This is a genomic window from Cupriavidus sp. H39, assembly GCF_050271075.1.
GTDB lineage: Bacteria > Pseudomonadota > Gammaproteobacteria > Burkholderiales > Burkholderiaceae > Cupriavidus > Cupriavidus necator_B.
The window spans coordinates 1,772,572-1,798,605 of sequence record NZ_CP189846.1; the positions used below are offsets into that span (position 1 = coordinate 1,772,572).

Annotated in this window: 22 protein-coding genes and 2 pseudogenes; 16 read left to right on the top strand and 8 right to left on the bottom strand. The window is 66.9% G+C overall.

Annotation, left to right across the window (positions count from 1 at the left end; genetic code table 11):
* Positions 1–503: 503 nt before the first annotated feature.
* Positions 504–790, bottom strand: a pseudogene (locus ACOCMH_RS08395) (tripartite tricarboxylate transporter permease); the annotation flags it as partial.
* Between the two features lie 304 nt (positions 791–1,094).
* Here ACOCMH_RS08395 and ACOCMH_RS08400 point away from each other — a divergent pair.
* Both ACOCMH_RS08400 and ACOCMH_RS08405 read left to right on the top strand, forming a co-directional pair.
* The gene (locus ACOCMH_RS08400; protein ID WP_427306466.1) at positions 1,095–2,072 is read left to right on the top strand and encodes a Bug family tripartite tricarboxylate transporter substrate binding protein; all 978 of its coding nucleotides are present in this window, start codon (positions 1,095–1,097) and stop codon (positions 2,070–2,072) included.
* 61 nt (positions 2,073–2,133) lie between these two features.
* Complete coding sequence (locus ACOCMH_RS08405) at positions 2,134–3,285, top strand: CaiB/BaiF CoA transferase family protein (RefSeq protein ID WP_427308406.1); 1,152 nt, start codon at positions 2,134–2,136, stop codon at positions 3,283–3,285.
* On the opposite strand, the pseudogene ACOCMH_RS08410 reads toward ACOCMH_RS08405, so the two are convergent.
* Positions 3,271–3,491 (bottom strand): annotated as a pseudogene (locus ACOCMH_RS08410) (acyl-CoA dehydrogenase family protein); the annotation flags it as partial. The gene ACOCMH_RS08405 and the pseudogene ACOCMH_RS08410 overlap by 15 nt on opposite strands.
* A 77-nt stretch (positions 3,492–3,568) precedes the next feature.
* On the opposite strand from ACOCMH_RS08410, the gene ACOCMH_RS08415 reads away from it, so the two are divergent.
* Together ACOCMH_RS08415 and ACOCMH_RS08420 are read left to right on the top strand one after the other, a co-directional pair.
* A complete protein-coding gene (locus tag ACOCMH_RS08415; RefSeq protein ID WP_427306467.1) occupies positions 3,569–4,354 on the top strand; it encodes an IclR family transcriptional regulator in 786 nt (261 codons plus the stop codon).
* Positions 4,351–5,151, top strand: a complete 801-nt coding sequence (locus tag ACOCMH_RS08420; RefSeq protein ID WP_427306468.1) for an IclR family transcriptional regulator — start codon at positions 4,351–4,353, stop codon at positions 5,149–5,151. The genes ACOCMH_RS08415 and ACOCMH_RS08420 overlap by 4 nt, the downstream gene beginning before the upstream one ends.
* Before the next feature lie 25 nt (positions 5,152–5,176).
* Here ACOCMH_RS08420 and ACOCMH_RS08425 read toward each other — a convergent pair whose 3' ends face one another.
* The 3 genes from ACOCMH_RS08425 to ACOCMH_RS08435 form a co-directional block, all read right to left on the bottom strand.
* On the bottom strand, positions 5,177–6,169 hold the full coding sequence (locus ACOCMH_RS08425; protein ID WP_427306469.1) for a Bug family tripartite tricarboxylate transporter substrate binding protein: 993 nt from the start codon (positions 6,167–6,169) through the stop codon (positions 5,177–5,179).
* A 136-nt stretch (positions 6,170–6,305) separates the two neighbouring features.
* Positions 6,306–7,103, bottom strand: a complete 798-nt coding sequence (locus ACOCMH_RS08430) for a flavin reductase family protein (protein WP_427306470.1) — start codon at positions 7,101–7,103, stop codon at positions 6,306–6,308.
* A gap of 11 nt (positions 7,104–7,114) precedes the next feature.
* The gene (locus ACOCMH_RS08435) at positions 7,115–8,191 is read right to left on the bottom strand and encodes an LLM class flavin-dependent oxidoreductase (protein WP_427306471.1); all 1,077 of its coding nucleotides are present in this window, start codon (positions 8,189–8,191) and stop codon (positions 7,115–7,117) included.
* Positions 8,192–8,297: 106 nt separating this feature from the next.
* On the opposite strand from ACOCMH_RS08435, the gene ACOCMH_RS08440 reads away from it, so the two are divergent.
* A complete protein-coding gene (locus ACOCMH_RS08440) occupies positions 8,298–9,248 on the top strand; it encodes a LysR substrate-binding domain-containing protein (protein ID WP_427306472.1) in 951 nt (316 codons plus the stop codon).
* Positions 9,249–9,252: 4 nt separating this feature from the next.
* Here ACOCMH_RS08440 and ACOCMH_RS08445 read toward each other — a convergent pair whose 3' ends face one another.
* A complete protein-coding gene (locus ACOCMH_RS08445) occupies positions 9,253–10,131 on the bottom strand; it encodes an SMP-30/gluconolactonase/LRE family protein (RefSeq protein ID WP_427306473.1) in 879 nt (292 codons plus the stop codon).
* A 259-nt stretch (positions 10,132–10,390) separates the two neighbouring features.
* Between ACOCMH_RS08445 and ACOCMH_RS08450 the strand changes: the two genes are divergently transcribed.
* From ACOCMH_RS08450 to ACOCMH_RS08480, 7 genes are all read left to right on the top strand, one after another.
* Positions 10,391–11,161 carry an enoyl-CoA hydratase/isomerase family protein gene (locus ACOCMH_RS08450; RefSeq protein WP_427306474.1) on the top strand — a complete coding sequence of 257 codons (771 nt, stop codon included), beginning with the start codon at positions 10,391–10,393 and terminating at the stop codon, positions 11,159–11,161.
* Between the two features lie 2 nt (positions 11,162–11,163).
* Positions 11,164–13,305 carry an acetate--CoA ligase family protein gene (locus ACOCMH_RS08455; protein WP_427306475.1) on the top strand — a complete coding sequence of 714 codons (2,142 nt, stop codon included), beginning with the start codon at positions 11,164–11,166 and terminating at the stop codon, positions 13,303–13,305.
* 8 nt (positions 13,306–13,313) lie between these two features.
* A complete protein-coding gene (locus ACOCMH_RS08460; RefSeq protein ID WP_427306476.1) occupies positions 13,314–14,528 on the top strand; it encodes an acyl-CoA dehydrogenase family protein in 1,215 nt (404 codons plus the stop codon).
* Positions 14,525–15,484, top strand: a complete 960-nt coding sequence (locus ACOCMH_RS08465; RefSeq protein WP_427306477.1) for an acyl-CoA dehydrogenase family protein — start codon at positions 14,525–14,527, stop codon at positions 15,482–15,484. Before ACOCMH_RS08460 ends, ACOCMH_RS08465 begins: the two co-directional genes overlap by 4 nt.
* Positions 15,485–15,503: 19 nt before the next feature.
* Positions 15,504–16,262 carry an SDR family NAD(P)-dependent oxidoreductase gene (locus ACOCMH_RS08470; protein WP_427306479.1) on the top strand — a complete coding sequence of 253 codons (759 nt, stop codon included), beginning with the start codon at positions 15,504–15,506 and terminating at the stop codon, positions 16,260–16,262.
* Positions 16,263–16,264: 2 nt separating this feature from the next.
* Positions 16,265–17,452: an SDR family oxidoreductase gene (locus ACOCMH_RS08475; protein WP_427306480.1), complete on the top strand. Its 1,188-nt coding sequence runs from the start codon at positions 16,265–16,267 to the stop codon at positions 17,450–17,452.
* Positions 17,453–17,584: 132 nt separating this feature from the next.
* Positions 17,585–18,676 (top strand): porin, encoded by a 1,092-nt coding sequence (locus ACOCMH_RS08480; protein WP_427306481.1) that lies wholly within the window; start codon positions 17,585–17,587, stop codon positions 18,674–18,676.
* Between the two features lie 30 nt (positions 18,677–18,706).
* On the opposite strand, the gene ACOCMH_RS08485 is transcribed toward ACOCMH_RS08480, so the two are convergent.
* Entirely contained in the window at positions 18,707–19,237 is a 531-nt protein-coding gene (locus ACOCMH_RS08485; protein ID WP_427306482.1) for a nuclear transport factor 2 family protein, read from the bottom strand.
* Between the two features lie 307 nt (positions 19,238–19,544).
* On the opposite strand from ACOCMH_RS08485, the gene ACOCMH_RS08490 reads away from it, so the two are divergent.
* Positions 19,545–20,906 (top strand): MFS transporter, encoded by a 1,362-nt coding sequence (locus ACOCMH_RS08490; protein ID WP_427306483.1) that lies wholly within the window; start codon positions 19,545–19,547, stop codon positions 20,904–20,906.
* Positions 20,907–21,387: 481 nt separating this feature from the next.
* On the opposite strand, the gene ACOCMH_RS08495 is transcribed toward ACOCMH_RS08490, so the two are convergent.
* The gene (locus ACOCMH_RS08495) at positions 21,388–21,579 is read right to left on the bottom strand and encodes a hypothetical protein (protein WP_427306485.1); all 192 of its coding nucleotides are present in this window, start codon (positions 21,577–21,579) and stop codon (positions 21,388–21,390) included.
* Positions 21,580–22,071: 492 nt separating this feature from the next.
* Here ACOCMH_RS08495 and ACOCMH_RS08500 point away from each other — a divergent pair, with 492 nt between their 5' ends.
* Genes ACOCMH_RS08500 through ACOCMH_RS08510 form a run of 3 tightly spaced genes read left to right on the top strand, consistent with a single transcriptional unit; the run spans position 22,072 to position 26,027 of the window.
* The gene (locus ACOCMH_RS08500; RefSeq protein ID WP_427306487.1) at positions 22,072–23,067 is read left to right on the top strand and encodes a tripartite tricarboxylate transporter substrate binding protein; all 996 of its coding nucleotides are present in this window, start codon (positions 22,072–22,074) and stop codon (positions 23,065–23,067) included.
* Between the two features lie 58 nt (positions 23,068–23,125).
* The gene (locus ACOCMH_RS08505; RefSeq protein WP_427306488.1) at positions 23,126–23,920 is read left to right on the top strand and encodes an enoyl-CoA hydratase/isomerase family protein; all 795 of its coding nucleotides are present in this window, start codon (positions 23,126–23,128) and stop codon (positions 23,918–23,920) included.
* Positions 23,921–23,924: 4 nt separating this feature from the next.
* Complete coding sequence (locus ACOCMH_RS08510) at positions 23,925–26,027, top strand: acetate--CoA ligase family protein (RefSeq protein WP_427306489.1); 2,103 nt, start codon at positions 23,925–23,927, stop codon at positions 26,025–26,027.
* Positions 26,028–26,034 lie beyond the last annotated feature (7 nt).

Below are 26,034 nucleotides of genomic sequence, written 5' to 3' on the forward strand. Positions count from 1 at the left end.
AATAGTGACATCATACCTGACGACATTGTGCGCCGCAACATCGGGTGGCTTCGCCTTGTCAGGCGAAGCTTCTCGGGCTGGCCGCCTCTTACCGACCCTGAACGATCCTTCGACCCCTGCAATCTGTACGGCTCCTCCCAAGGTACAACCGCCATCCATCCACTCGGACTTGTGACAGTAGCCAGAGACCAGGCTTCTTCGCCCTACCATCGCCGTCGCACGCTGCGGCAATAGTGGAAACGCAAATGCGCCACTCCATTCGTCGCCGGGTCACCTTTCCCAGTTGGCAAAAGAAGAATCTGGGCCACCACGGCCGTGCCCTCGGCACCTGCTATCGCGACACGCCTTTTAGATCCGGAACGACACCTTGACCGGCACCGACGTTGCCATAGCGAACATTGCCGATCGCTAAAACACCCGCCACACTCGTCTGACGAGGTAGTGCTTGCAAGGCAACTGTAGTCAAGCCAAATTGGGAGAAAGCGGTAACCGTGGCCTGGTTCTTAGCGTGCATCCTGTGCAACAGCCAAGACGGCCGCCGCGATCAGCAGGCCCATCGACAGCGGACGCGTCACGAACACGCTGAAGTCACCACGCGACAGCAGCAGCCAAACGGCGGAAATTTTTCTTCCATCATCGGCCCCAACACAAAGCCGAGCAGCATCGGAGCCGGTTCGCAGCGCAGATTGATGAACAGGTATCGATCACGCCGAAGGCCGCCGTCTGGAACACGTCGAAGGCGGTGTTCTTACACACCGATGCAGCAGAACATCAGGATGGCGGGGTACAGGTGAATTCTCGCTCTGGCGCTTCCCTACGGCGGACACACGCGGCCGGAACTCAATTCTCAACGAAGTCGGATACCGCCTCCCGCGACGGCACTTCCCAGTTCCTTGATGTGCTGCTCCGGTATGAGCGGCGTGGCCGGGATGTCGTGGCGGCCCGGCCGCTCTACGTTCAAGATGGCGAAACAACACTCGCTCACATCGGGGCTGTCGGACTAGCCTTTGTTTGCGGGGGCAACGAGGAATCGCCTTCGAACCCCCATCGACCTCGTTCATGCTGCGCGTGGTTGGTATGCTGGAGATACAGGCATGAAGATTTCCCAAAGACACTGGCTGACAGGGATGGTGGCGCTAACCGCCTGGTCGGCAGCATGGGGGCATGGAACGGGCGGATGGCCCGACCGGCCGGTGCGGGTCATCGTGGCCAGCGCGGCGGCCGGTGGTACTGACGCACTGGCACGGGTACTTGCTGAACACCTGGGCAGGGTATTCGGCAAGCCGTTCGTGGTGGAGAACAAGCCCGGCGCCAACGGCCTGATTGCCAGCGAAACGGTGGCCAATGCGAAGCCCGACGGCTATACGCTACTGTTCACGTACGCCGGCGCCATGGTCGTCAACCCGTCCCTCTACAAGCGCGCGCAGGATCCGCTCAAGAGCTTCGAGCCCATCGCCCAGGTGGGCAGCTTCGGTAACCTGCTCGTGGCATCGCCAACGGTGCCGGTGCATAACCTCAAGGAACTTATCGAGTATGCGAAGCGACGGCCTGGTCAACTGAGCTATGGCTCGTGGGGCATCGGTTCCGGCGGTCATCTGACGATGGAGACCTTCCTGAAGAAGGCCAGTATCGCCATGACTCATGCGCCGTACAAGGGAACGGCAGCCGTGGCCACCGATCTCCAGAGCGGTACGCTGCCCGTCGGCTGGGTCGACGTGAGCTCGCAGATCGGGCTTGTCAAGGCAGGACGCCTGGTACCGCTCGCGGTCAGCGGCACCACCCGGATGCCGCAGTTCCCCGATGTCCCGACCATGGGCGAACAGGGTTATCCGTTCCCGACCACAAGCTGGTATGGCATGTTCGCGCCGGCCGGCACGCCGACGGCGTTGGTGGATCGAATCAACCAGGAAGTATTGCGAGCGATCGCCACGCCGGCCATGCGTGAACGCCTGGCTGCGCTCAACCTGCCTGTGGCGCCTGCGCTGACACCCGCTCAGTTCAGGAGTGTGGTGGCCGACGATACGCTGGCCTGGCGCCGCATTGTGCAGGCCACGGGTCTCAAACCGGAATGAAAGGGTGATGGGAGGCATGGAAGCAATGCAAGCATCGAACATGGCGGCCGATGGCGAAACCATGCTGGACGGGCTGCGCGTCCTCGACTTTGGCCAGTTTATCGCCGCGCCTTCGGCCGGCCAGATCCTGGCGGACCTCAGGGCCAATGTCATCAAGATCGAGCCGCCGGGCGGCGACGCCAGCCGGCGCTCCGGCTGGCAGGCCGACAACTGCGGACCAATGTTCTCGGCGTACAACCGGGGCAAGCGTTCCATCGTGCTGGACCTGCGCCGTGCCGAGGACCGCGGCGTCGCGCTGGACCTGGTGCGCAGCGCCGATGTACTGCTGCAGAATGCGCGGCCGGGTGTGATGGAGAAGTATGGGCTCGGCGCTGCGGACTTGCGTGAGCGGTATCCGCGGCTGATCTACGGCTCGGTCAGCGGGTTCGGCCACAGCGGACCGGCCGCGGCACGCCTTGGGCTGGATATAGCCGCCCAGGCCGAAAGCGGCATGATGAGCATGAACGGCGACGCCCACGCCGATCCGACGCGGGTGGGTTTCACGGTCGTCGACGTATTGGCCGGCCGCACGCTCGCCACCGGCGTGCTTGCGGCGTTGGTGCGGCGGGGCATCACGGGGCAGGGCGCCCATGTCACGGTGTCGTTGATCGACGTGGCGGCCGACGCGCTGAGCCAGCAATGGGCTGAGCATCAGTTGCTCGACGCGCCGCCGTCACGCTGCGGCAACGGGCAGGCGACCCTGGCGCCGGCAGCCGACGTCGTTGCCGCCGCCGACGGGAAGATTGTCGTTTCTGCCTATCTGCAGGAGCACTTCGAACGCCTGTGCGCTTGCTTGGGGCGGCCCGGGCTGGCGCAGGACCCACGCTTTCACGACAATGCCTCGCGCGTTGCCAATCGGACGGGCTTGCTCGAGGAGCTGGCCGGGATGCTTGCGGATCTCTCTGTCGAGGACGCCTGCACCCGGCTCAATAAGGCCGGCGTGGTATGCGGTGTCGTTCGGGAACTTGGCAATGCCATGGACCGCGCGGCAGCCACCGCGCCGGAGCGGCTGGTCCGCGTCCCGTCGCCAGGCAACCGGCTACTCCGCATGCCTGCGCTGCCATTGACCATTGACCATGCGACGCCGCATGACGCCGCGCTGCCCGAGTTGGGGCAGCATGGGGAAGAGATTCTTGCCGAACTGGCTCGGCAGGAAATGGCCCCCTGGGGGTAAGAGCGCAGTGAAGCTTCGCGGCCAGTGGCCCCTGGCCAGCGCAGACAGGTAGGGGCCTTCTGCGCGCGCGTGCCGTCAGCCACGAGGGCTTCGGAGCCGATGCCCCTGTTGGTGCCGACTCGCGCCGGGTATGCCACGGAGCATTGCGACAGCTCGATCGCGGTCAGCACCATTTCCTCCGTTGTCATGCCGGCACCGCCAATCGCCATGGTGGGTGGTGTTTCGCTATCTTGAACAGAAACGCTGCTGTAGCGCATACTGTGGGCCAGAGCACGACACAGCCATGCCAGCCCCCAAAGCGCCCCATCATCACCCCGACCCGGCTTTCGCGACGACGCTCGCCCATGGTCTCTCGGTCTTGCAGTGCTTCCGCTTCGGGGAGACTGTGCTGAGCAACAAGGAACTGGCCGAACGCACCGGGCTGTCGAAGGCCACCATCAGCCGCCTGACCTATACGCTGGCCGCGCGGGGCCTGCTGCTGCATGACGCGCCATTGCGCCGTTACCGCCTCGGCTCGACCGCGCTGTCGCTGGGCTATCCGTTGCTGGCGAGCCTGCGCGTGCGGCAGGTCGCGCGGCCCTTGATGCAGGTGTTGTCCGACCGCATGCGCGGCTCCGTCTCGCTCGGGCTGCACGACCGCCTGCATATGGTCTATGTGGAGACCAGCCGTGGCCACGAGGCCATCGCGTTCCGGCCCGACATTGGCGCGTCGCTGCCCATGCTGGCTTCCGCAATGGGAAGGGCCTGGCTGGCACAGTCGCCTCCGGAAGCGCGGGCGTCCGTCCTCAATGCCTTGCGCCACGCCCTGCCCGATGACTGGCGGCGCCATGCCGAGGCCATTCCGGCCGCCATCGACGATCTCGCGACGCTTGGCTTCACCCGCTCGCGCGGCGACTGGCTCAGCGATGTCCACGCCGTCGCCGTGCCCATGCGCTATCCCGTCGACGGCGAGATTCTGGTATTCAATTGCGGCGTGCCCGTGGCGCGGATGACGCCTGCCAGGCTCGATCGCGAGATGGGGCCGCGGCTGGTCGACCTGGTGGCCGAAGTGGAAAGGCTGCTGGCATGACAGCGGATGACGAGAACGACGCGGACCGTCAGTTCGCCGCGACGCTGGCGCACGGCATCGATATCCTGCTCGCCTACCGTCCGGGCGAAGTGCTGCTCGGAAACAGGGACTTTGTCCAGCGCACGGGCTTGTCAAAGCCGACCATCGCGCGGCTGACCCACACGCTGGTGGTGCTGGGTTACCTGCGGCACGAAGCCTCCCTTGGCAAGTACCGCTTGGGCGCACCGGTGCTGGCGCCAGCCTACCCGCTGCTGGCAAGTATGCAGATCCGGCAGGTGGCACGGCCGTTGATGGAGCGGCTGGCCAGTGAGGTGGGTGGCGCCGTTTCGCTTGGCATTCGCGACCGCACGCAGATGATCTACGTGGAAACGTCGCGCTCCACAGACGATCTCGTGGTGACGCCAGACATCGGCGCCGCACTCCCGATGCTGACGACCGCGATCGGCAAGGCCTGGCTGTGCCGCGTCCCGGCCGCGCTGCGGGACCCGGTCCTGAACCGGTTGCGGCTGGAGGACGCAGACGCCTTTGGCCGCGCCGAACCTCGGCTGGCGCAGGCGCGCCGCGAGCTGGAGACGATGGGTCATTGTTCGAACCGTGCCGAATGGCGCCACGACGTGTTCGCGTTCGCGGTCCCGCTTTGCCGGCCAGTCGATTCGCAATGGTTCGTGGTCAACTGCGGGGTCCGGGCGCGGCCCGGTGCCTTCGCCGCCATACAGCGGACCGTCGGCCCGCGGCTTGTAACGATGGCGCACGCGCTTGAGAGTCGTCTCGGATTGCGCGAGGCGACCGGCCTGTAGTCCGCCCGGTCACCGCATCCGGCGTTCAGTCGATCTGCAAGCCGGCCCCCTTGGCCAGCTTTTGCCAGGCCCTGACGTCCTCACTAACGGTCGCGGCAAACTGGGCGACGGTCTTCGTGGCCGGGCGCGGCATGTTCTGCTGGGCGTATTTTTGCACCACGTCGTCATTGGCGAGGATGCGGTTGATCTCGGCATTGAGCCGTTGCACGATGTCCGGCGGCGTGCCGGCTGGCGCGAACAAGCCATACCAGCCTTCCTTGTTGAACGGAAAGCCCTGCTCGGTCAGCGTGGGCACCTCGGGCAATGCCGGTCCCCGAGCGGCGCCTGTGCAGGCGAGGGCCACCAGCTTGCCCGAGCGGACGTGCGGCACGGGCGAGGCAATATCGGTGAACCCCAGCAGCATGTTCTTCGACAGCAGGTCGGTCACGAGCTGGGCGCTGCCCTTGTATGGCACGTGCTGCATCGAAAGGCCATAGTGCGCCTTGATAGCTTCCATGATGAGATGTCCGGTCGACCCGTTGCCCCACGATCCATATGCGAGCTTGTCGGGATTCGCCTTCACATAACGCACCATGTCGGCCAGGTTCCGGAACCCGGTGGACGGATGGGCGACCAGCAGAACGCCGGCTGCGCCAACCTGCGCGACGGGGGTCAGGTCCTTCAGCGCGTCATACGGCATCTTTGGCTGGATAACCGGATTGATCGCGACGGCGGATGATGGCGTGATCAGCAGGGTGTAACCATCGGCGGCACTCTTGGCAACCATGTCGGTGCCGATCAGGCTGTTGGCACCCGGCCGGTTGTCCACCACTACCGGCTGGCCCAGGGCCTTCTGAAGATGGGCGGCGATCACGCGCGCAAAGAGGTCCATGCCGGCGCCCGCCGGCCCGGGCACCACCAGACGGATGGGCCGCCTGGGCCAGCCGCTGGTGGCGGCAACAGGACCGGCCCACGAGTGCGAAGCGAGGAACGCGGCGATACCTAGGCAGGTCCGCCGCCGGACGGGCGAGTGATGCATGGCTTGTCTCCAGATGTATTTTATTTTGCGTGCGTGTGCGGCGCCCGTGGTCGCGCCGCGGGCCGAGGACCCGTGCATGGGGGCTATGATCGGAGCCGCACCGGGAAGCGTGCGGAAATTCTAACCAGCCATGCCCCTACTGGACGGAAACCGGCGCAATGCGGTGTGTGCCGGCGTTGAAGTTGATGATCGGGCTGGCCTGATTGCAGGTGGTCTTCCGGATCTTGCCCACGATCAGGTCATGCGTGCCCAGTGCCTCCGTGCAGACGATCTCACATTCGATGCTGGCGAGCGCGTCATCCAGCACCGGCAGGCCATGTGCGCCTTCGCGCCATTGGCCCGAGGCAAAGCGGTCGCGTCCTTGCGGGGACTTGAGAAAGGTATCGATGATGGCGCGGTGTTCCTCGCCCAGCACGTTGGCCACGAACCGACCAGCGTGCATCAGCGCACTGTGCGCCGAGGCCGACTTCTGGACGAAGAAGCCAACCATGGGCGGCTCGGCCGACACCGACGTCAGGCTGGAGACGATGATGCCCGCAACGTCCTCGCCGCTGCCGGTGGTGACGGCACTGATGCCGGCCGGCAGCGCGCGCATGGCCAACTTGAAATCGTCCACGGAGACGACTTCGTCCTGCTCGTTGAGGGTGAGATGGGCGCGAATGTCGCCGCGCTCGTCCACCCAGCCGTGCTTCGCCGCGTATCCCACCATGGAGGAGAAGCCGTCCTCCCATGCCGGATCGCCCGCATGCCCCGACAGGAAGCGCAGCACCGACGGCGCCAGGCGGACGTGGCCCGCATCCTCGCGCCGCCCGATGCGGGCGATGGCGCGCTCCAGCCGCTCGCCAGGCTGCGGATCGATCAGCACGTCGAGCCGCTTGAAGTCGGCCGGGTCGCGCAGGGTGATGGCACCGGCATTGGTCAGGTGGATACGCATGGCAGGTCTCCTCAGGCCGCTACGGCCAGCTTGCTGCTCGTTTCACCAAGCTCCTTGCGGATGGCCGGGATGATCCGGTCGCCCCACAGTTCGATCTGGCGCAGCATGGTCTTCTGATCGAAGTCGCCGAGCTGGGTCTGCAGGGCAATATGCTTGGGCCGCAGGATACTGATCTCGGTCAGCAGCTTGTCGATGACCTGGTTGACGGAGCCCACGGGCAGATTCTGGCGCAACTGGTCGAATGTCGGATCCGTGTCCGACGGCACTTCCTTAACCATGTAGCCGTCATCGCTCTGCGCCCGGCGGAACTTCAGGCTTTCCGAAATGCGCCGCTGGAAGCGGGCGCAGTCGAGATAGGCGTCGATCTCGGCCTTGTTGTCCGAGGCAAAGCCGCAGCGCAGGAAGCCGAACTTCACGTCTCGGTCCAGGTCCTTGCCATTCTCCTCGGCGACCTTATCAAGGCGTTCGCGCAGACCGGTGATGGCGTCGTTGCCGTTGAGCAGCGCGGTGACGAAGAGGTTGTGGTTTTCGCGCACGCCACGGCCAAGGGTGACCGGGTTGCCGGAGGTGATCCACAGCGGCGGCATCGGCTCCTGCAGGCAGCGCACGGCGATGGAGCTGGGCGGGATCTTCAGGAACTGGCCGTCGTGTTCGAAGATCTTCTGCGTCAGGCCCTTCGGGATGACGTCGAGGAACTCGTTGAAGATCGCGCCCGACTCGGCGATGTCAACGCCGAAGCGCTCGAACTCGAACTGCTGGTAGCCCGAGCCCACGCCCAGGTCGAGCCGGCCGTTCGACACCGTGTCGACGAATCCGACTTCGGCCAGGAAGCGCGCGGGGTGGTACAGCGGCAGAATGCACACCGCCGTGCCGAGACGGATGCGCTGCGTCTTCGCGGCGGCATGGGCCACCATCATCAGCGGCGACGGCGACAGCGAGTAGTTGTTGAAATGGTGCTCGGCGTACCACGCAGTGTTGAAGCCTGCCTGTTCCGCCGCGACGGTCTGCTCGATGGAGTTGCTGATGACTTGCTTCGAGGTCTGGTGGTAACCTCGCTGCTGGGCCAGGATGAATACGCCGAATTCCATTGTTGTCTCCCAAAAATCCCGGTGAAGTTTCGAAGAATTCTAGGAGTCGGGAGGTACGGACCGGAATACGGGAATCACGGCGATCTGTACTGCAAAAAATGGAGGAATGATGGACCGGCTTCGCGCCATGGAGCTCTTCCTGTCGATTTCCAAGACGGAGAGCTTCTCGGAAACGGCGCGGCACTTTGGCGTATCCGCCACGTCCGTGTCGCGCATGATCACGGATTTCGAGACCGAGCTGAACGTCAAGCTGCTGATGCGCTCCACGCGCCAGGTCGTGCTGACCGAAGCAGGGCAGGAGTATGCGCGGGAGCTGGAAGGCATCCTGTGGAACATCGGCCAGGCGCATCGCAACATCACCGAGATCCGATCCGCGCCGAAGGGCACGCTGCGGGTGCACTCGCGCATGATGTTCGGGCTGGGTGTGCTGCCGCCCTTGGTCGCGGCTTTCCGCAAGCAGTATCCGGACATCCATATCGAACTCGTGCTGTCCGAGACCAAGATTGACCAGCGCCGCAGTAATTTCGACATCGATTTCCGGATTTCGCCGCCGGTGGAGGCCGGGCTGAAGCGGCGCATCCTCTTCCGGAGCGAGCGTTACCTCGTGGCATCGCCCGCCTATCTCGAGAGCCGGCCCGCGCCTACGCGGCCGGAGGACATCCTGCAGCACGACTGCATGGCGTACCTGCTGCCGGGCAACCAGCATAGCTGGCTGTTCAAGCGCGGGGAGAGCGTGGAGGAGGTGGCGTTCAAGCCCCGGCATGTGACCAACAGCGGCGTTGCGCTGCTGGAGTGGGCGCGGCTCGGCGAGGGCATTGCGCTGCTGGACGACTACACCGTCCACAACGACATCTCGCGCGGCACGCTGGTGCGGCTGCTGCCGGAATTCCGCGTGACCAACACCACCTTCGAGGAAGGGATGTACGCCACCATCCTGGACACGGCGATGATCCCGGCCAAGATCCGGCTGTTTCTCGACTTCGTGGCCTCGCACGTTTCGGGCAAGGCATTGCGCTTCAGTGCCTACGGCAAGTCGGCGGTGCCGGCGGCCGGCTAGTGGACTAGAGATGAATGCTGCAGTGTGGGCGCGCTGCGCCGCGCAGGCCGGTGCCGCGCACACGCAGCACGGCGCCATCCAATGGGCCGTCCGCTGACAGCCGGCCGCTGTCCCGGATCGTCGTGACATAGATGTCTTCCAGCGCCGGCCCGCCGAAGCAGAGCGACGCGGGGTGCGCCACCGGCAGGTCGATGCGATGGGTGAGTTGCCCCGCGGCGTCGAAGCGCACGAGGGCGCCGGCATGCACGAGAGCCGTCCACAGGCCGCCGTCGCTGTCGAAGCAGCAGCCATCCGGCGCGGAGCCAAGTGGCGCCGTGTCGACGAAGCGCTCGCGGCCCGACAGCCCGCCTCCAGCATCAAGCCGATAGCGATAGATGCTGCGTGCCGCGCTGTCGCAGACGTAGAACTCCGCGCGCGACGGATGCGCCATCGGCCCGTTGACGATGCCGAAGCCCCGCTCGATCCGGGCAAAGCCGCCGGCGCAATCGAGCCGGTACAGCCCACCCAGCGGCGCCTCGTCGGGCTCGCGAAAGACGTGCATGGTGCCCACCACGAAGCTGCCGTCTGGCATGGGCGTGCCGTCGTTCAGCCGCAGATTGGGATGACGGTCGCCGATGTCCGCCACGCAACGTAGGGCGCCGGTGGATGGCGTATAGAGCGCGACCTGCTCCTTCAGGGCCACCACGAGGCTGTCTTCGCCATTCAGCGCGAACGACCCCAGGGGCGCGGGCAGGTCACACCGCATCACGTCGCCCTGCGCCGGGTCGATCACATGAATCCATCCCCGGCGGCAATCGGCAAGCCATAGCCGCTGCCGGATGGGGTCCCAGACGGGGCATTCCCCCAGATCGGTCCGAATGGTCCCAATGGGGGCGATCTCCATGGTCTGCGATCCTCTTTCGTGATGGCCGGTGGGGCTACGAGTACGCATGCTATCGGCTCCCCGCTTCGCCGAATATGCCGGATTCCCGCAGAACACAACCAACAACTCTGACGGAAATCCACAGCAATCCCCGCTCCTACAATCGAAAAAAGCCGGCCCGCAGCGAAGCGCGGCTGTTCATTCGATGCAAGGAGACAACCATGACGTACGCATACACCGCGCCGCTCGGCGCATTCTTCCGTCAGCCGGGAGGTGAGGCATGAGCGAGAAACTGGTCCTGATGGAGGTTTCCGACGGCGTCGCCCTGGTCACGCTGAACCGCCCCCCTGTCAATGCGCTGAGCCGCGAGATGCGCCGCCAGATCGTGGCGACCTTCGATGAAATCTCGGAGCGAGAGGATATCCGCTGCGCCGTGCTAACGGGCGCCGGCAAGGTGTTCTGCTCCGGCGCCGACCTGAAGGACCGGCCCGATGCCAGCGTGGCTGGCGATTTCCTGGATCACAACCGCCTGACACGCGAAACCGGCAACGCCATCAGGGAATGCGCCAAGCCCGTGATCGCGGCGGTCAACGGTGTGGCGCTCGGCGCCGGCATGGGGCTGGTCGCTGCCTGCGACATCCTTTATGCCTCCGAGGAAGCCACCTTCGGCATGCCGGAGATCAACGTCGGCCTGGCGGGCGGCGCTTCCATGCTGCGCACGCTGTTCGGCCGCTCCACCGTGCGCCGCATGTTCTTCACCGGCCAGCGTCTGAGTGCCCATGACCTCCTGCGCCGCAACGTGCTGGAAGACGTGCTGCCGGCCGACCAGTTGCTGCCCGTGACGATGGCACTGGCCCGCGAGATCGCCGCCAAGGCCCCGCTGGCGATCATGTACGCCAAACGCGCCGCCAATATGGTTGACGTCATGCCGCAGCGCGATGCCTACCGCTTCGAGCAGGAATTCACCATGGCGCTGTCCCGCACCGAAGACGCCCGCGAAGCCCGCATGGCGTTCCTCGAAAAGCGCCAGCCGCAGTTCAAGGGACGCTGACCATGGCGACGCACACCGAACGCCCGGGCGCCGGGCTCGGGCCCTTCTTCCACGCGCGCAGCATCGCCGTGGTGGGCGCCTCGGACGACATCACCAAGATCGGTGGTCGACCCGTCTACATGCTGCGCAAGCATGGCTATGCGGGCACCGTCTACCCGGTCAATCCGAAGGGCGGCACCGTGCAGGGACTGAGCGCGTATGCCTCGGTCCGTGAGACCCCCACCGCGCCGGAACTGGCGATCCTGGCCGTGCCGGCCGCCGCCACGGCGGCCGCCCTGCGCGACTGCGCGGCGCGCGGCGTGAAGGCTGCCATTGTGCTGTCGTCCGGGTTTGCCGAACTCGGCGCCGAGGGCGTGACCATGCAGGCCGAACTGGTCGACATCGCGCGCCATCACGGCATGCGCATCCTCGGTCCCAACTGCCTGGGCACGGTCAACGTGGCCGACCGGCTGATCGGGTCCTTCTCCATCAGCCTGGAGGAATACATGCCCCCGCCGGGCGGCGTGGGCATAGTCTCGCAGTCGGGCAACGTGGGCAGCCACACCATGAATACGGTGGCGCGCCGCGGTCTTGGCGTGAGCCAGTTCATGGCGACGGGCAACGAGGCCGACATCGACGTGGCCGATGGCATCGCCGCGCTGGCCGAGGACGAAGCAACGCGCATCATCCTCTGTTGCATGGAGACCTGCCGCGACGGCGAGCGCCTGGTCGCGGCGCTGGAACTGGCGCGCTCGCGCGGCAAGCCGGTGATTGTCCTGAAGGTGGGCTCGACCGAGCAGGGCCAGGCCGCCGCCGCTTCGCATACCGGCGCGCTGACGGGTTCCGACGCCGTCATCGACGCCGTTTTCCGCCGCCACGGCGCGCTGCGTGTGCGCTCGGTGGAGGAACTGATCGACATCGGCCACGCCGCCTCGATCCTGATGCCAGGGCGCCTGCCGCAGCGCGATTCCGTGACGTTGATGGCGGCCTCCGGCGGCTTCGGCGTGATGATGGCCGATGCCATGAGCGAGGCCGGCCTGCGCCTGCCCGCGCTCGACTCGGCGACCTGCGACCGCATCCGCCGCGTGCTGCCCATCGCCGGCACCGGCAACCCGGTCGACGCCACGGCGCAAATGTCCAGCCGCCCCGACATCCTCCAGCAGTTATTGTCCGCGCTGCTGGAGGACCCGTCGGGGAGCGCGCTGGTGATGTTCATGTCGCTCTCGTTGTACAACTCCCGCCTGCGCGGCGTGTACCTGGAGGCGCTGGCGCACGTGCGCGAGATGCATCCCGAACGGGCGCTGATGATCGTCAGCCAGGGGCCGGCCGATGCGGTGGCACAGATCAACGCGCTGGGCATTCCCGTGTTCCCGAGCATCGATGCAGCCGCCAGCGGCCTCGCCGGACTGGTGCGACTCGGCCAGCTTGCCGGCCAGCCGGCATCGGCGGCGCATCGGCTCGTGCCGAAGGAAACCGTGGACCCGGCCGTCTTCCGCAACGAGTATGAAGCCAAGCGCGCGTTGGCGGCCGCCGGCATCGCGGTGCCGCAGGAAGCCGTGGTCCACTCCGCCGACGAGGCAGTGCGCGCGGCGGAAGCGATCGGCTACCCCGTGGTGCTGAAGATCGTCTCCGAGGACATTCCGCACAAGACCGAAGCCGGCGGCGTGGCGCTCGACCTGCGCAGCGCGGCGGCCGTGCGCGACGCCTACGGGACGATTGCCGCCAGCGTCGCCCGTTATGCGCCGCAGGCGCGTGTGGAAGGCATGCTGGTCGCGCCGATGGTGAAGGGCGGCGTCGAGATGATCGCCGGCATTTCCCGCGATCCGGTGTTCGGCCCGGTGGTGATGGTGGGCATGGGCGGCATCCACGCCGAGGTGCTGAAGGACGTCGCCGTGCAGGCCGCGCCGGTCAGCGAGGACGAAGCCCTCGCAATGATCCGCTCGCTGCGCATGTTCCCGCTGCTCGACGGCGTGCGCGGACAGGCCAAAGCCGACATCCGCGCGGCCGCCCGCTGCGTGGCGCGCCTGTCCGAATTTGCGTGCCGCCATGCGGCCGACATTGCCGAAATCGACATGAACCCCATCCTCGTCCGTCCCGAAGGGGAGGGCGCCGTGGTGCTTGACGCGCTGATGATCCCGGCCGCGCCGGCCACGACCGCACACTGAGAACCAGCATGCATATCGAAACACGCGATCAACTCGCGGCGATCCCCGATCCGGCCGCCGGACCCGAGGTGTACCGCCAGCACGCACGCCAATGGCTGCGCGCCAACCTGCCGGACCCCATGCGTGCCGACAGCCTGGACTACCGCACGCCGACGCTGGAAGAATCCCGCGCCTGGGAAGCGGCCATGTACCACGCCGGCCTGGCCGGCATGACGTGGCCCACCGCATACGGTGGCCACGGCCTGACCTTGCGCGAGCACCTCGCCGTCAACAAGGAGATCGGCGCCCTGCCCATGCCGGAGAGCGTCAGCTCCATCGGCAAGGAACTGGCCGGCCCGATCATCATGACCGTGGGCACCGAGGCACAGAAGCAGGCGTTCCTCCCCGCCATCCTCGCCATGCGCGAGTACTGGTGCCAGGGCTTCTCGGAGCCCGACGCCGGCTCGGACCTCGCCCGGCTGCGCACGCGCGCCGTGCAGGAGGGCGGGCACTGGCGCATCAACGGCCAGAAGATCTGGACCAGCGGCGCGGCCAAGGCGCACTACTGCCTGCTGCTGACACGCACCGGCACGGTCGCTGACAAGCACCGCGGCCTGCTGATGTTCGCCGTGCCCATGAACACGCCGGGCATCCGCGTGGTGCCGATCAAGTCCATCGACGGCAAGGAGTCCTTCGCCGAAGTGTTCTTCGACGACGTGGTGGTGCCGGACAGTGCCCGCCTGGGCGCACCCGACGAAGGCTGGAATGCCGCCATCCGCGTGCTGTCCATCGAGCGGGCGACCAACCGCATGTACCGCCCGTGGCGCTTCGAATGCGAGCTGCGCCACCTTGTTGCCGCCTGCAAGTCCGATGCGCAACTGGCGCGCCTGCTCGACGACGGCTACACCCAGCGCCGCATCGGCGACGTGGCCTGCGAGATCGACGCCCTCAAGGGCCTGGTCGAGACCACCGTGTCGCGCATGATGGCCGGCGAGTCCATCGGCGCGCGCGGGTCGCTGACCAAGTTGTACTGGTCGGAATGCCACCAGGCGTTCGCCGGCCTGGCCCTGTCGCTGCTGTCGCACGTCACGCCTCGCTCCAGCGCGCAGGCGCGGCGCGCCCGCAAGGCATTCAGCACCGCCTATCTGTTCTCGCGCGCCGAGACGATCTACGCCGGCACCTCGGAAGTGCAGCTCGACGTCATCGCGCAGCGCATCCTCAATTTGCCCAAGGATTTGACATGACGACGCGAGACGACGATCTGCGGCCCGAGGAGTTCGCCCAGGCCGCCAGCGCGGCCATCCACGACGCCCTGCCGCGCGATTTCCGCGAGGCCGCGCGCGTGCTGGCCGAGGCCGGCCTGTGCGGCGTGTGCGCCGATGAGGGCGACGGCGGGCTCGGCCTGCCCATCGACTTCGCGCTGCCCATCGCGCATGCCGCCGGCAAGCTGCAACTGCGCCTGCCGCTGCCGGAGACGATCCTGCTGGCGCAGGCCTTTGCCGGTACGCCGGTCGCTGCGGCGCTGGCGGCGGGCGACAAGGTTGCCACCATCGCGTGGCAAGGCAGCCTGCGCGAGGGCTTCGCCGGCCATGCGCGGCACGTGGCGCAATGTGACTGGGTGCTCGTCAACGATGGCGACGGCGCGGCGCTGGTCGACGTGGCCGGACTGGCCTGCGAAGAAGACGGCTCGCTCGACCCGGAGTTTCCGCAGGCGTGGCTCGATCTGGAAGGCGCAACGGTGGCCGCCCGGCTCGACGCCACGGCCCGCGCGGCGCTGGACCATGCGGCCTGCCTGCTGATGGCCGAACTGGCGAACGGGGCGGCGGACGGCGCGCTGGAGTTGGCCGCCGGCTATATGGCGACGCGCGTGCAGTTCGGCCGGCCGCTTTCGGCCAAGCAGGCCGTGCGTCACCTGCTGGCGCGCATGAAGCTGGTGACGGAGGCTTCCAGCGCCGCCGTGCGCCGAGCCATGGCGCGCAACGAGTATGGCGCGGCGCGCAGCGCACGGCCGGCGCTGGCGGGCGCCATCGGCAACGCGGCCTTTGTCATCGAGAAGGCGATCCACCTGCACGGTGGCATGGGCTTCACGTGGGAAGTGCCGCTGCACTATTCGCTGCGCGAGGTCCGCAAGCTTGACGCGGCCTTCGGGGCCGGCGCGCTGGCGCGTGAGGTCGGGCAGCAATTCATCCAAAGCGTTTGAGGAATTCGGGGGAGTGTTCATGCAACAGGATCTGGCAGGGCGCGTGGCGCTCGTCACCGGCGCGGGCGCCGGCATCGGCCGCGCCACGGCGCGTCGCCTGGCGGCGCGCGGCGCCATTGTGGCGGTCAACGACCTCAAGGAAGAACTTGTCGGCGCGACGGTGGACGAGATCCGCGCAGCCGGCGGCGAGGCCTTTCCGGTGGTGCAGAATGTGGCGAGCCGGGATGGCATCGCGCAGGCGGTCAGCGCGGCGGCCACGCAGGGCAAGCGTTTCGACATTCTCATCAACAACGCCGCGTGGGTCCGTTACCAGTCGGTGCCGGAAATCATGCCCGAGACCATGGACCGCATGCTCGACGTCGGTTTCAAGTCGGTGATCTGGGGCATCCAGGCGGCGGTGGAGGCGATGGACGAGGAATGCGGCGGGGCCATCGTCAATGTGGCGTCGACGGCGGCGCTGGTGTCGGCGCCGGCCTCGGTCGTCTACTCGGGCATCAAGGCGGGCATCCTCGGCATCACGCGTGCTGCCGCGGCGGAACTCGGACCGCGCGGCATCCGCGTCAACGCGGTGTGTCCGTCCGCAGTGCCGACGGAGGGCACGCAGCGCAACCGCAACGCCGAGCGCGACGCGCGCCGCGTCGCCCGCACCCCGATGGGACGCCTCGGCAACGTGGACGATGTGGCCAGCGGCATCGCCTTCCTCGCCAGCGACGAGGCGCGGTTCATCACGGCGCAGGCGCTCGTGGTGGATGGCGGCATCACGTTCACCAATCTCTGAGCGTGCCGTCCGTTCTCATCACCGGCGCGGCCGCCGGCATCGGCCGCGCCGCCGCGCAGCGGTTGGCGCGCGATGGCTGGCGCTGCGTGCTGGTTGACCGCGATGGCGCAGCGTTGGCCGCCACAGTGGCCGGTCTGCCAGCGCCGGAGGCGGGTCGCCACGAGGCGGTGGAGATCGACCTCACGGACGTGGCGGCCATCGGCATGCTGACGGAGCGCACCGGTCCGCTCGACGCGTTCGTGAACAACGCGGGCATGTCGGCTCGCACCAGCCTGCCAGTCGTCGAGCAGGCTGGCGACGACTGGCAGGCGCTGCTGGCGCTCAACCTCGACGCGCCGGCACGGCTGGTCGACGTGCTTTCACCGCGACTGGTGGCGGACGCGCGCGTCGTCAATGTGGCATCGGGCGCCGGACTGCGGGCGATCCCCTGGCGCGGCGCATACAGCGCGAGCAAGGCGGGTTTGATCGGGATGTCGCGGGCACTGGCGCGCGAGCGTCCGGATCTCCGTGTGAGCGTGCTGTGTCCGGGATTCGTGCGCACCGAGTTGGTCGACCGGCTCATTGCAGCCGGCCGACTGGACCTCGCATGCGTGACGGCCAAGATTCCGCTCGGCCGGATGGCGGAGCCGGAAGAACTGGCCGAGGCGATCCGCTTCCTGGCTGGCGCGGACGGCGCCGTGCCCTCCGGTCTGTTGCTGCCGGTCGACGGCGGCTCGTCGGTGTTTGGCGGCAGCCAGGGCTTTGCGCCGGCCACCGTCGCGCCTGTCCCGTCCGACACGCTGCTCTGCCTGCGGGTGGTGGGCGATGTGTCGGGGAAGTGGTCTGCCGTCGGCCAGCACGGAGACGGCTATGCGGCAGTGCTGGATGTTTCGCCGCTGGCCGCGCCGGATGGGAATCGCCTGGCGGCTGTACACGAGGCTGCACGACGCTTCGCGCGGGAGCACGCAAGCCAGGCCAGCCTCACGCTGGTGCTTCCGGCCGACGCCGGCGAGGACTGGCGGCACGCGGGCGACCTTGCGGCGGCCCGCATGCTGGTGGCCACGCTGGCGTGCGAGTGGGGCGCGCGGGCGCTGCGCGTGAACGCGCTGTCGGTCGCGCGGGCCGACCCGGAAGCCGTCGCGCCGCTGCTGCGTTTCATGGCGGGCGCCGGCGCGCAATACCTGACGGGGCAAGTGCTGCCAGTGGCCTGACATCCGGCAACAGCCGAGCAATCGAGTCATTCAAAAAGGAAATGCCCGCTACGCGGGCAGGGCGGCTCACGCCCATTTCACGGGTCGCCTCGGTCCGCACAAGCCCGAGGCCTAACAACACAAGGTGGAGACATGCAATACAAAACTGGCGCGACCGCGCTTTTCTGCGCGCTTTGCAGCCTTCCGGCAGCCGCACAAACCAGCGTCACGCTCTACGGCGTGGTGGACGCAGGTATCGAATTCGCGAACCACCAGGCCGGCGGCGACCATTCCGTCATCCGCATGACGTCGGGCAACGTCGCCGGGTCGCGCTGGGGGCTGCGCGGCACGGAAGACCTGGGCGGCGGCCTGAAAGGGGTGTTCGTGCTGGAGAGCGGCTATGACACCGACACGGGCAAGTCCGCGCAGGGCGGCCGCCTGTTCGGGCGGATGGCATACGTGGGCCTGCAGGGCAAGTGGGGCAGCCTGTTGCTGGGACGTCAGCAGACTGCGCTGTTCGACCTCATCGGCCCCTATGACCCGATGCTGCTGGCGCCGAAGTATTCGATCTTCACGCAGGACGTGGCGTTCGTGTCGCGTGCCGACAATACCGTCAAGTACACGGGCACGTTCGGCGGCCTGGTGGCGTCGGCCATGTACAGCTTCGGTGCCGAGAGCGGCACGGCCAACGGCAGCGAAGTCCCGGGCGAACCGAAGCTGGGGCGCGAGTACGGCTTCCGGCTGGCCTACAGCAGCGGTCCGTTCAGCGTGGGCGCTGCCTACGACGAGGTCAACACGGGTACAGTCACGGTGAATCCTGACGCGAAGACACGGCGCGCCGTGCTGGCCGGCACCTATGATTTCTCCCCGGTCAAGGTCTTCGCCGGCTACCGTTGGGCCAAGGCGTACGACGGGGCGCTGCTGGCGGGGGCCATCCCGGGCCAGGCGAACCAAGGCTCCAACCTGTGGTGGACCGGTGTGACGTGGCAGGCCAGCGGCGCGGTCAGCCTCAGTGCCGCCGCCTACTATCAGGATTTCCGGAACACGGGCAACGATCCCTGGCTGTTCGTCGGCATGGCGAAGTACGCGTTTTCCAAGCGCACGGATGCCTATCTCAGCGTTGGCTACACGAAGAACAAGGGCAGTTCCAACCTTGGCCTGAGCACGGGCGGCTCAGGCTTCGGGGCGACCGCTGCGGGCACCAACCAGTTCGGCACCACCATCGGCCTTCGGCACATCTTTTGAGGGCAGGCGGCTCACGCCGCCTTGGGCGGTCTACGCGCCGCCGAGCAGCGCGTAGACCGGATCCTGCGGCCAGGGCGCGCCAACAGGCTGGCGCGGGCCGAAGCGCTCGGTCTCGGTGCCCTCCGGTGTACCGAGCGGGCGGACCCAGTCGTAGACCACCACGCGCCGGGCAATCCGCCATTCGCCGTTGCGCTTCTCGAAGCGGTCGACGTAGCGCCCGGCCAGGAAGACTTCCCGCTGCGCCGGATCGGGGTTGGGCTTGCGCTGGAATGCCTGGAAGTACGATTCCACCGCCGCCCAGTCGCCGTGCAGCGCGATCGAGAGATTGCCGAGGAAGTGGATCGAGCGTTCGCTGGTCGCGAGCCGGTCCAGCACCCAGTCGATAAAGCCGCTGGCGGAGCCGGAATAGGGGCCGTGCCGGTCAGTGGCATCGTCCCAGTACACGCTGCGCAGGGCGGCCTCGTCGCAACGGTCGATGCCGCGGCAGTAGCGATACAGGCATTCGCGGATGGCTTCGCGGTCGAGCAGTTCGCCGAGGGCGGAGGGGGGATGTGGGGTCATGATGGGCGTGACTTGACAGGGTGAACATGAACCGCAATTCTCTGCCCCCCGTCACCATCCATTGCCAGCCGTTCGGTTGATTGTCTTCTGCACAGCGGGGGCATATTCGCCAGCCCACCCGGGTCGTAATATCAATTCAGAACCATGTCCGGCGCGACAGCCGGCGCACAGGGGAACCGCAAGGCAGCGCTGGTTTCCCACGATGCGACAAACCCAGGAGACAGACCATGCCAGGACACGCTGGTACCACGGTGCGCACGCCCCCGATGTGCGCGCCCCTTCCCTCCCGGCCGCTGCGAGGTGCGCGATGAAGCTCCAGCGCAAGGTCGACGTACAAGCCTTCCTCGACGAACAGCGTTTCTCGCGGTTTCATATCCTGCTGTTCGTCCTGTGCTTCCTGATCATCGCTTTGGACGGGATGGACACCGGCGCAATGGGCTACATTGCGCCGTCGTTGATCCAGGAGTGGCACCTGTCGCGTGCAGCGCTGGGCCCCGTGCTGAGCGCCACGCTAGTCGGCATCGGCATTGGCGCCATGGTGGTAAGCCCGTTTGCCGACCGCATCGGCCGCAAGCGCGTGCTGATCGGCTCTGTCTTCGCGTTCGGGGTGTGCAGCGTGGCGGCGGCATTCGCGCAGTCGCTCGAAATGCTGGCTGTGCTGCGCCTCCTGACGGGAATCGGCCTGGGTGCCGCCGTGCCGAACGCCGTCGCGCTGATGGCCGAGTATGCCCCGACGCGGATTCGCGGCACCGTGGTCCACGCCATGCTGGTCGGCTTCGCGGCTGGGAATGGGCTGGGCGGCCTGATGACGGCCTGGCTGATCCCGCGCTTCGGCTGGCACGGCGTGCTGGTGGTCGGCGGCGTGGCGCCGGTGCTGCTGACACTGGTGCTGGTGCCGCTGCTGCCCGAATCGGTGAAGTTTCTCGTGGCCAACCGGCGCCCGCGCGAGCATGCACTGGGCATCCTGAGCCGGCTGGCGCCGGGCGCTCGACTCGGCGATGTCCAACTCGTGTGCGAGGAAGATGCCGGGCATGGCCGCAAGTCGCCTCTTTCTGAGTTGTTCACTGATCGGTATGCCGCCGGCACCTGCCTGATCTGGCTGTGCTACTTCATGTGCATGGTCATCCTGTACCTGGTCAATAGCTGGCTTCCCACCCTGTTCACGACCTCAGGGTATTCGCTGCAGGAGTCGACCGTCACTTCGTCGCTGTTCCATCTGGGCGGATGCGCAGGGATCCTGCTGGCGGGGTTCCTGACTGACCGTTTCCCGCCTACCCGTGTCGTCGCGGCGTACTTTCTGGCGGCAGCCGTACTGGTGCTGGTGATCGGGTACAGCGGGGCGCACGCAGGACTGACGACGATGATCGTCATCGTGGGCATGGCCATCTCCGGTGCGTCAGCGTCGATGTCGCCCCTCGCCGCACATTACTATCCGACCACCAGCCGCGTCACCGGCATTGCGTGGATGCTGGGCATGGGCCGCTTCGGCGGCGTGGCGGGAACCATGGGTGGCGCATGGCTGCTGGGGATTGGATGGGCGTTCGGCGCCATCTTCAGCCTGCTCGCCATCCCGGCTGTTATCGCGGCGATATGCCTGCTCGTGCTGGGACGCAATAGTCTGTCCCAGGAAGAAAGGGATTTGCCGGGTTCCACCGTGGTGGAACACTGAAGGGCGAGGGCGTGCGCGCGCTGCATGTCCTCACATCAATTGGAGACGAGCCGACGGCTTGGCTTTTGAAAACAGGGTAGCCGCGCACACGCTCACTGGACGAGCATGATCCTCCCAGTGAGATCCGCCATGCGTGGTGACAATTCCCGCTCGATCAAGACGCAGGCTATTGCATCCTTATACGCACGGCTTCTTTCATCGGTTGCTACTGCTAGATCGCGTGCAGATTTCCCTTGTTGGAGAAGCCATCACGCACGCGAGTGCGCGAAGTCCGGTGATGCCGGTCCGGCCGGTCGCTAGGCGCGACTCGAAAACAAAAAGCTACGGAATAGCCGCCGAAGGAACGCGCATGGGCCACGGCGGCATCACCCCGCCGGGCTGATGCACATTTGCTGATAGGCGCTGCCGGCGCCGACATCGCCAATAGGATGCCGGCCGACCAACGCACTATGGCAAGACGTCGGCCGGCAAGGTGCTGCGGTCAGTACTTCGGGACTGGGCGGGCGCCACCTGCCCAGTCATGGGTGTACTGATAGACGTTCTGGATGTAGTCTGCGAGGCGCTGGTCGATCTGGCCACCCTTGATGGCGGACATTTCGACGCAATCCAGGACTTCGATGGCCGGCAGGCCATGAATGACAATGGTCGCGCGTTTGTTGGTTTGGGTAGCCATGATGAAGCTCCTTTGCTCAGGTCGAGTTGGTGAGCATTGGATGTAGCGAGTTGCCGTGTCCCTTGCTCACTAGTCGTATCGCATGTCGCGTGCCAGTGTCTTGGTGTGCGTACGTCGCCACGGATTGGGCCCACAGGGAGCGATAGGCGACGATTCGACTATCGTGATGTGGGTGGGAAACCAACAGACGCTGTCTCTACGTTGGGCCGTACCAGACGGTCCCGATGGAGTGAGATTTTGGTGGGCGACACCGTCAATCACGACGCCGGCCTTCAGCGCCTTCACCTAGTCCACAACGTGTGGTCCGGAGTGCCGGCGCAAGGGATTGGGTTGCCGACCCACAAGACCCGTGCTGCCTGCTGAAGAATTCCATGCAGTGGAATTGTTGGGATGTGGACTCGGCCGGCAAGGCCTAAGCTGTCTCTAACAAAAAACGCCCGGTGCATGCAGTCTGATGGCCGCGGCGTTCCGACTCGTTCAAGGAGACAACGCATGCATCCGTTCTGTACCGGCTTCTTCCGCCGGCTTGCCCAGGCAGCCATCCCGTTCCTCGTGGCCGCGGCATTGCCCTTGCCCGCACTCGCAGCCTTTCCCGACAAGCCGATCCGCATGGTGGTGCCGTTCGCCCCCGGCGGCGGCACGGACCTGGTGGCGCGGGCGATGGGCATTACCATGGGCGAGGACCTGGGCCAGCCGGTCATCGTCGACAACAAGCCCGGTGGCAGCACCATCATCGGCACCGATGCGGTGGCCAAGAGCGCGCCCGACGGCTACACGCTGGTGATGGCGACGATGGCCCACGCGGTCAACCCGAGCCTGCACAAGAAGCTGCCGTTCGATACGGAGAAGGCGTTCGCGCCCGTCATGCTGGTGGGCCGCTCTCCCAACGTGCTGGTGGTGAAACCGGACAGCCCCATCAAGACCGTGCAGGACCTGATCGCCGCCGCCAAGGCCAGGCCCGGGAAGCTCAACTACGCCTCGCAAGGCGCCGGTACTTCGGCGCACCTGGCGGGCGAGCTGTTCAAGGCGATGGCCAAGGTCGACATGAACCACATTCCTTATCGCGGCGCCGGCCCGGCGATTACAGACCTGCTCGGCGGCCAGGTCGATGTGATGTTCGCCACGGCGGCCGCGGTCGCGCCGCACCTGGAGAGCGGAAAGCTGCGAGCGGTGGCGGTCACCACCGCGCAGCGCTCGCAGGCGCCGGCGCTGAGCAAGGTGCCGACGATCGCGGAAGGCGGCGTGCCCAATTATGTTGCCGATAGCTGGTATGGCCTGTTCGTGCCGGCCGGCACGCCGCCCGCGGTGATCACGCGGCTGAACGCCGCGGCCAGGAAGGCCGTGCACACCGAGGCGTTCCGCAAGCGCGCCGAGCAGGAGGGGCTCGCCATCAGTGGCGGCACGCCAGATGAGTTCGGCCGCTACGTCAAGGCCGAGAGCCAGCGCTGGAGCAAGGTCATCAAGGACGCCAACATTACGGCCGACTGAGCGCGGCATACGTACAGAACAGATCGCACTGATCGCACCCGCAGAACCGGACAGGACCATGGACAACTATTCCCTGATTGAACTGAAGATTGAAGCTGGCATCGCGCTGCTTGCCTTTAACCGCCCCGACAAGCGCAATGCCATGAGCGACGACATGCGCTCGGAATTTATTGACGCGCTGGAGCGTGTGGCGGCGGACAAGGCGATCCGCGCCCTGGTGCTCACAGGCAACGGCAAAGGCTTCTGCGCCGGCGGCGACGTGGCCGGCATGCAGCGCCGCATGGAAGCGCCGCAGGGTGAGGTGGGCTTCAATGGCTGGAGCCGCCAGCAGCGGGTCCATCACACCGTCAAGCTGCTCCACACCATGCCCAAGCCCACCATCGCGGCGGTCAACGGTGCCGCGGCCGGGCTGGGTGCCGATACCGCGCTGTGCTGCGATTTCGTGCTGGCGTCCGAATCGGCGTCGTTCTCCTGGTCCTACATCAACCGGGGCCTGATCCCGGACGGTGGCGGCATGTATTTCCTGCCGCGCCGCGTGGGGCTGTCGGCGGCAAAGGAACTGGTCTTCACCGGCCGCAAGGTCGAGGCGCACGAGGCCAAGGCGCTTGGCATCGCCGACCGCCTGAGCCAGCCCGAAGCGCTGATCGGCGATGCGCTGAGCTGGGCCGCGGAACTGAGCCAGGGCTCGGCCACCGCGATCGCGCTGGGCAAGAGCATCATGAACCAGTCCTTCGAACTGCCCGCCGACCAGGTCTTTGCCCAGGGCAGCCAGGCGCAGGGCATCTGCTATACCAGTACCGAGCATCGCGAGTCCGTGCTGGCTTTCCTGAACAAGACCGCCAGCAAGGCCTGACCCCATGAATGCTATCCAACGACTTGTCACGCCACGCAGCGTTGCCGTGATCGGCGCATCGGCCGATCCCGCAAAGACCGCCGGCCGCCCCGTCTCTTACCTGCGCAAGCATGGATTCGGCGGGGCTATCTACCCGGTCAATCCCAAGGTCGAGTCCATCGACGGGCTGCGCTGCTATCCCGACATTGCCTCGCTGCCCGAAGTGCCTGACGTGGGCATCGTGCTGCTGGGCGCCGAGCGTGCGCACCTGGCGGTGCGTGACCTGGCGGCGCGCGGCGCGGGCGCGGCCATTGTGCTGGCAAGCGGCTATACCGAAACCGGCGCCGAGGGCGCGAGGCGCCAGGCCGAGTTGATCGAGGCGGCCGGCAGCATGCGCCTGCTGGGGCCCAACACCATCGGCCTGGTCAACCTGACCGACAATATCCCGCTGTCGGCCAGCGGCGCGCTGGAGATGGAGCAGTTCCCGGCCGGCAACATCGGCGTGGTGTCGCAAAGCGGCGGCATCCTCGGTGCCTTGCTGTCGCGCGCCGCGGCGCGCGGCATCGGCTTGTCCAAGCTGGTTTCGACCAGCAATGAAGTCGACCTGGACCTGGCCGACTTTATCGATTACCTGGCCGATGACGAGGCCACCCGCGTGATCGCGCTGTATGTCGAGAGCGTGCGCAACCCGGAAACGTTCCGCCGTGCGGCGCTGAAGGCAGCGCGCGCTGGCAAGCCGGTGGTGGCGTTCAAGATCGGCCGCTCCGAGAGCGGCGCGCGGGCAGCGGTGTCGCATACCGGTGCGCTGGCCGGTGCGGATCGCATGTACGACGCGCTGTTCGAACAGGTCGGGGTGATGCGCGCGCAGACGTTCTCGGACCTGCTCGACATGCCCGCCGCCCTGGCCACCGGGCGCAAACTGAGCGGCAAACGCGTTGCGATCCTGACCTCGACCGGCGGCGCCGGCACGCTGGTCTCCGACAGCCTGGGCGTGGCCGGCTTCGAGACGCCGGCGCCGGACGAGGCGACCGCGGCGAAGCTGCGCGCGCTGCAGAAGGGCGACCACGCGGCGCTCGACCGCAACCCGATCGATGTAACCCTGGCCGGGCTGCAGCCCGACCTGCTCCGCGCCGCAATCCGCATCCTGCTCGACAGCCCGAGCTATGACGCGGTAGCAGTGATTGTGGGCTCGTCGAGCCTGGCCATGCCGGACCTGATGGCCAATGCCATTCGCGACTGCCTGCCCGATAGCGACAAGCCGGTGATTGCGTACGTGAGCCCGCATGCGCCGGAAGTCGCATCGCTGCTCAATCGTCGTGGCGTGCCGGCGTTTTCCGCGCCGGAGGCGTGCACGGTGGCGATCGACGCGATGCTGCGTGCGGGCAAGCTCAGCGCGGTCGAGGAAGCGGGCGCCCCGACGCTGCCGCTGCCGGATCTCGCCGCCTATGGCACTGGTTCGCTCGACGAAGCCGCGGCCAAGACCTTGTTCGCCGGCTTCGGCGTACCGGTCGCCAAGGAGGTGGTGGTTGCCGGTGGCGACGAGGCCACGGCGGCGGCGCAAACCTTCCAAGGCAATGTCGTGCTGAAGATCCTGTCGGCCGAGATCACCCACAAGAGCGATGTCGGCGGCGTGGCCGTCAATGTCCCGCCCGCGGAGGTGGCAAGCCGGCTGGCAAGGATGGCAAGCGAGGTGCAGTCGGCCACGGGGATCGTGCCCAAGCGCTTCCTGGTGCAGGAAATGGTCAAGGGCGGCGTCGAGGTCATCCTCGGCATGCACCGCGACGCGCTCGGCACCGCGATCCTGCTCGGCATGGGCGGCGTGACCGCGGAGCTGTTCGGCGATACCACGCTGCGGCTGCTGCCTGGCGAGTGCGGATTGACCCGGGAGGCCGCGCTGGAAATGATCGGGCGCCTGAAGACGGCCCCGCTGCTGCAGGGCTTCCGGGGCCGGCCGAAGGCGGATGTGGAGGCGCTGGCCGAGGCGATCGTCGCCTTCTCGCGCATGGTTGCCACGCTTGGCGACCGGCTGGTTGAGGCGGAGATCAATCCCGTCTTCGTTCTGCCCGAAGGGCAGGGCGTGGTGGCCGCCGACGGCGTGGCCGTGCTGGCCGGCAACGACAACCCCTGACGAGGCC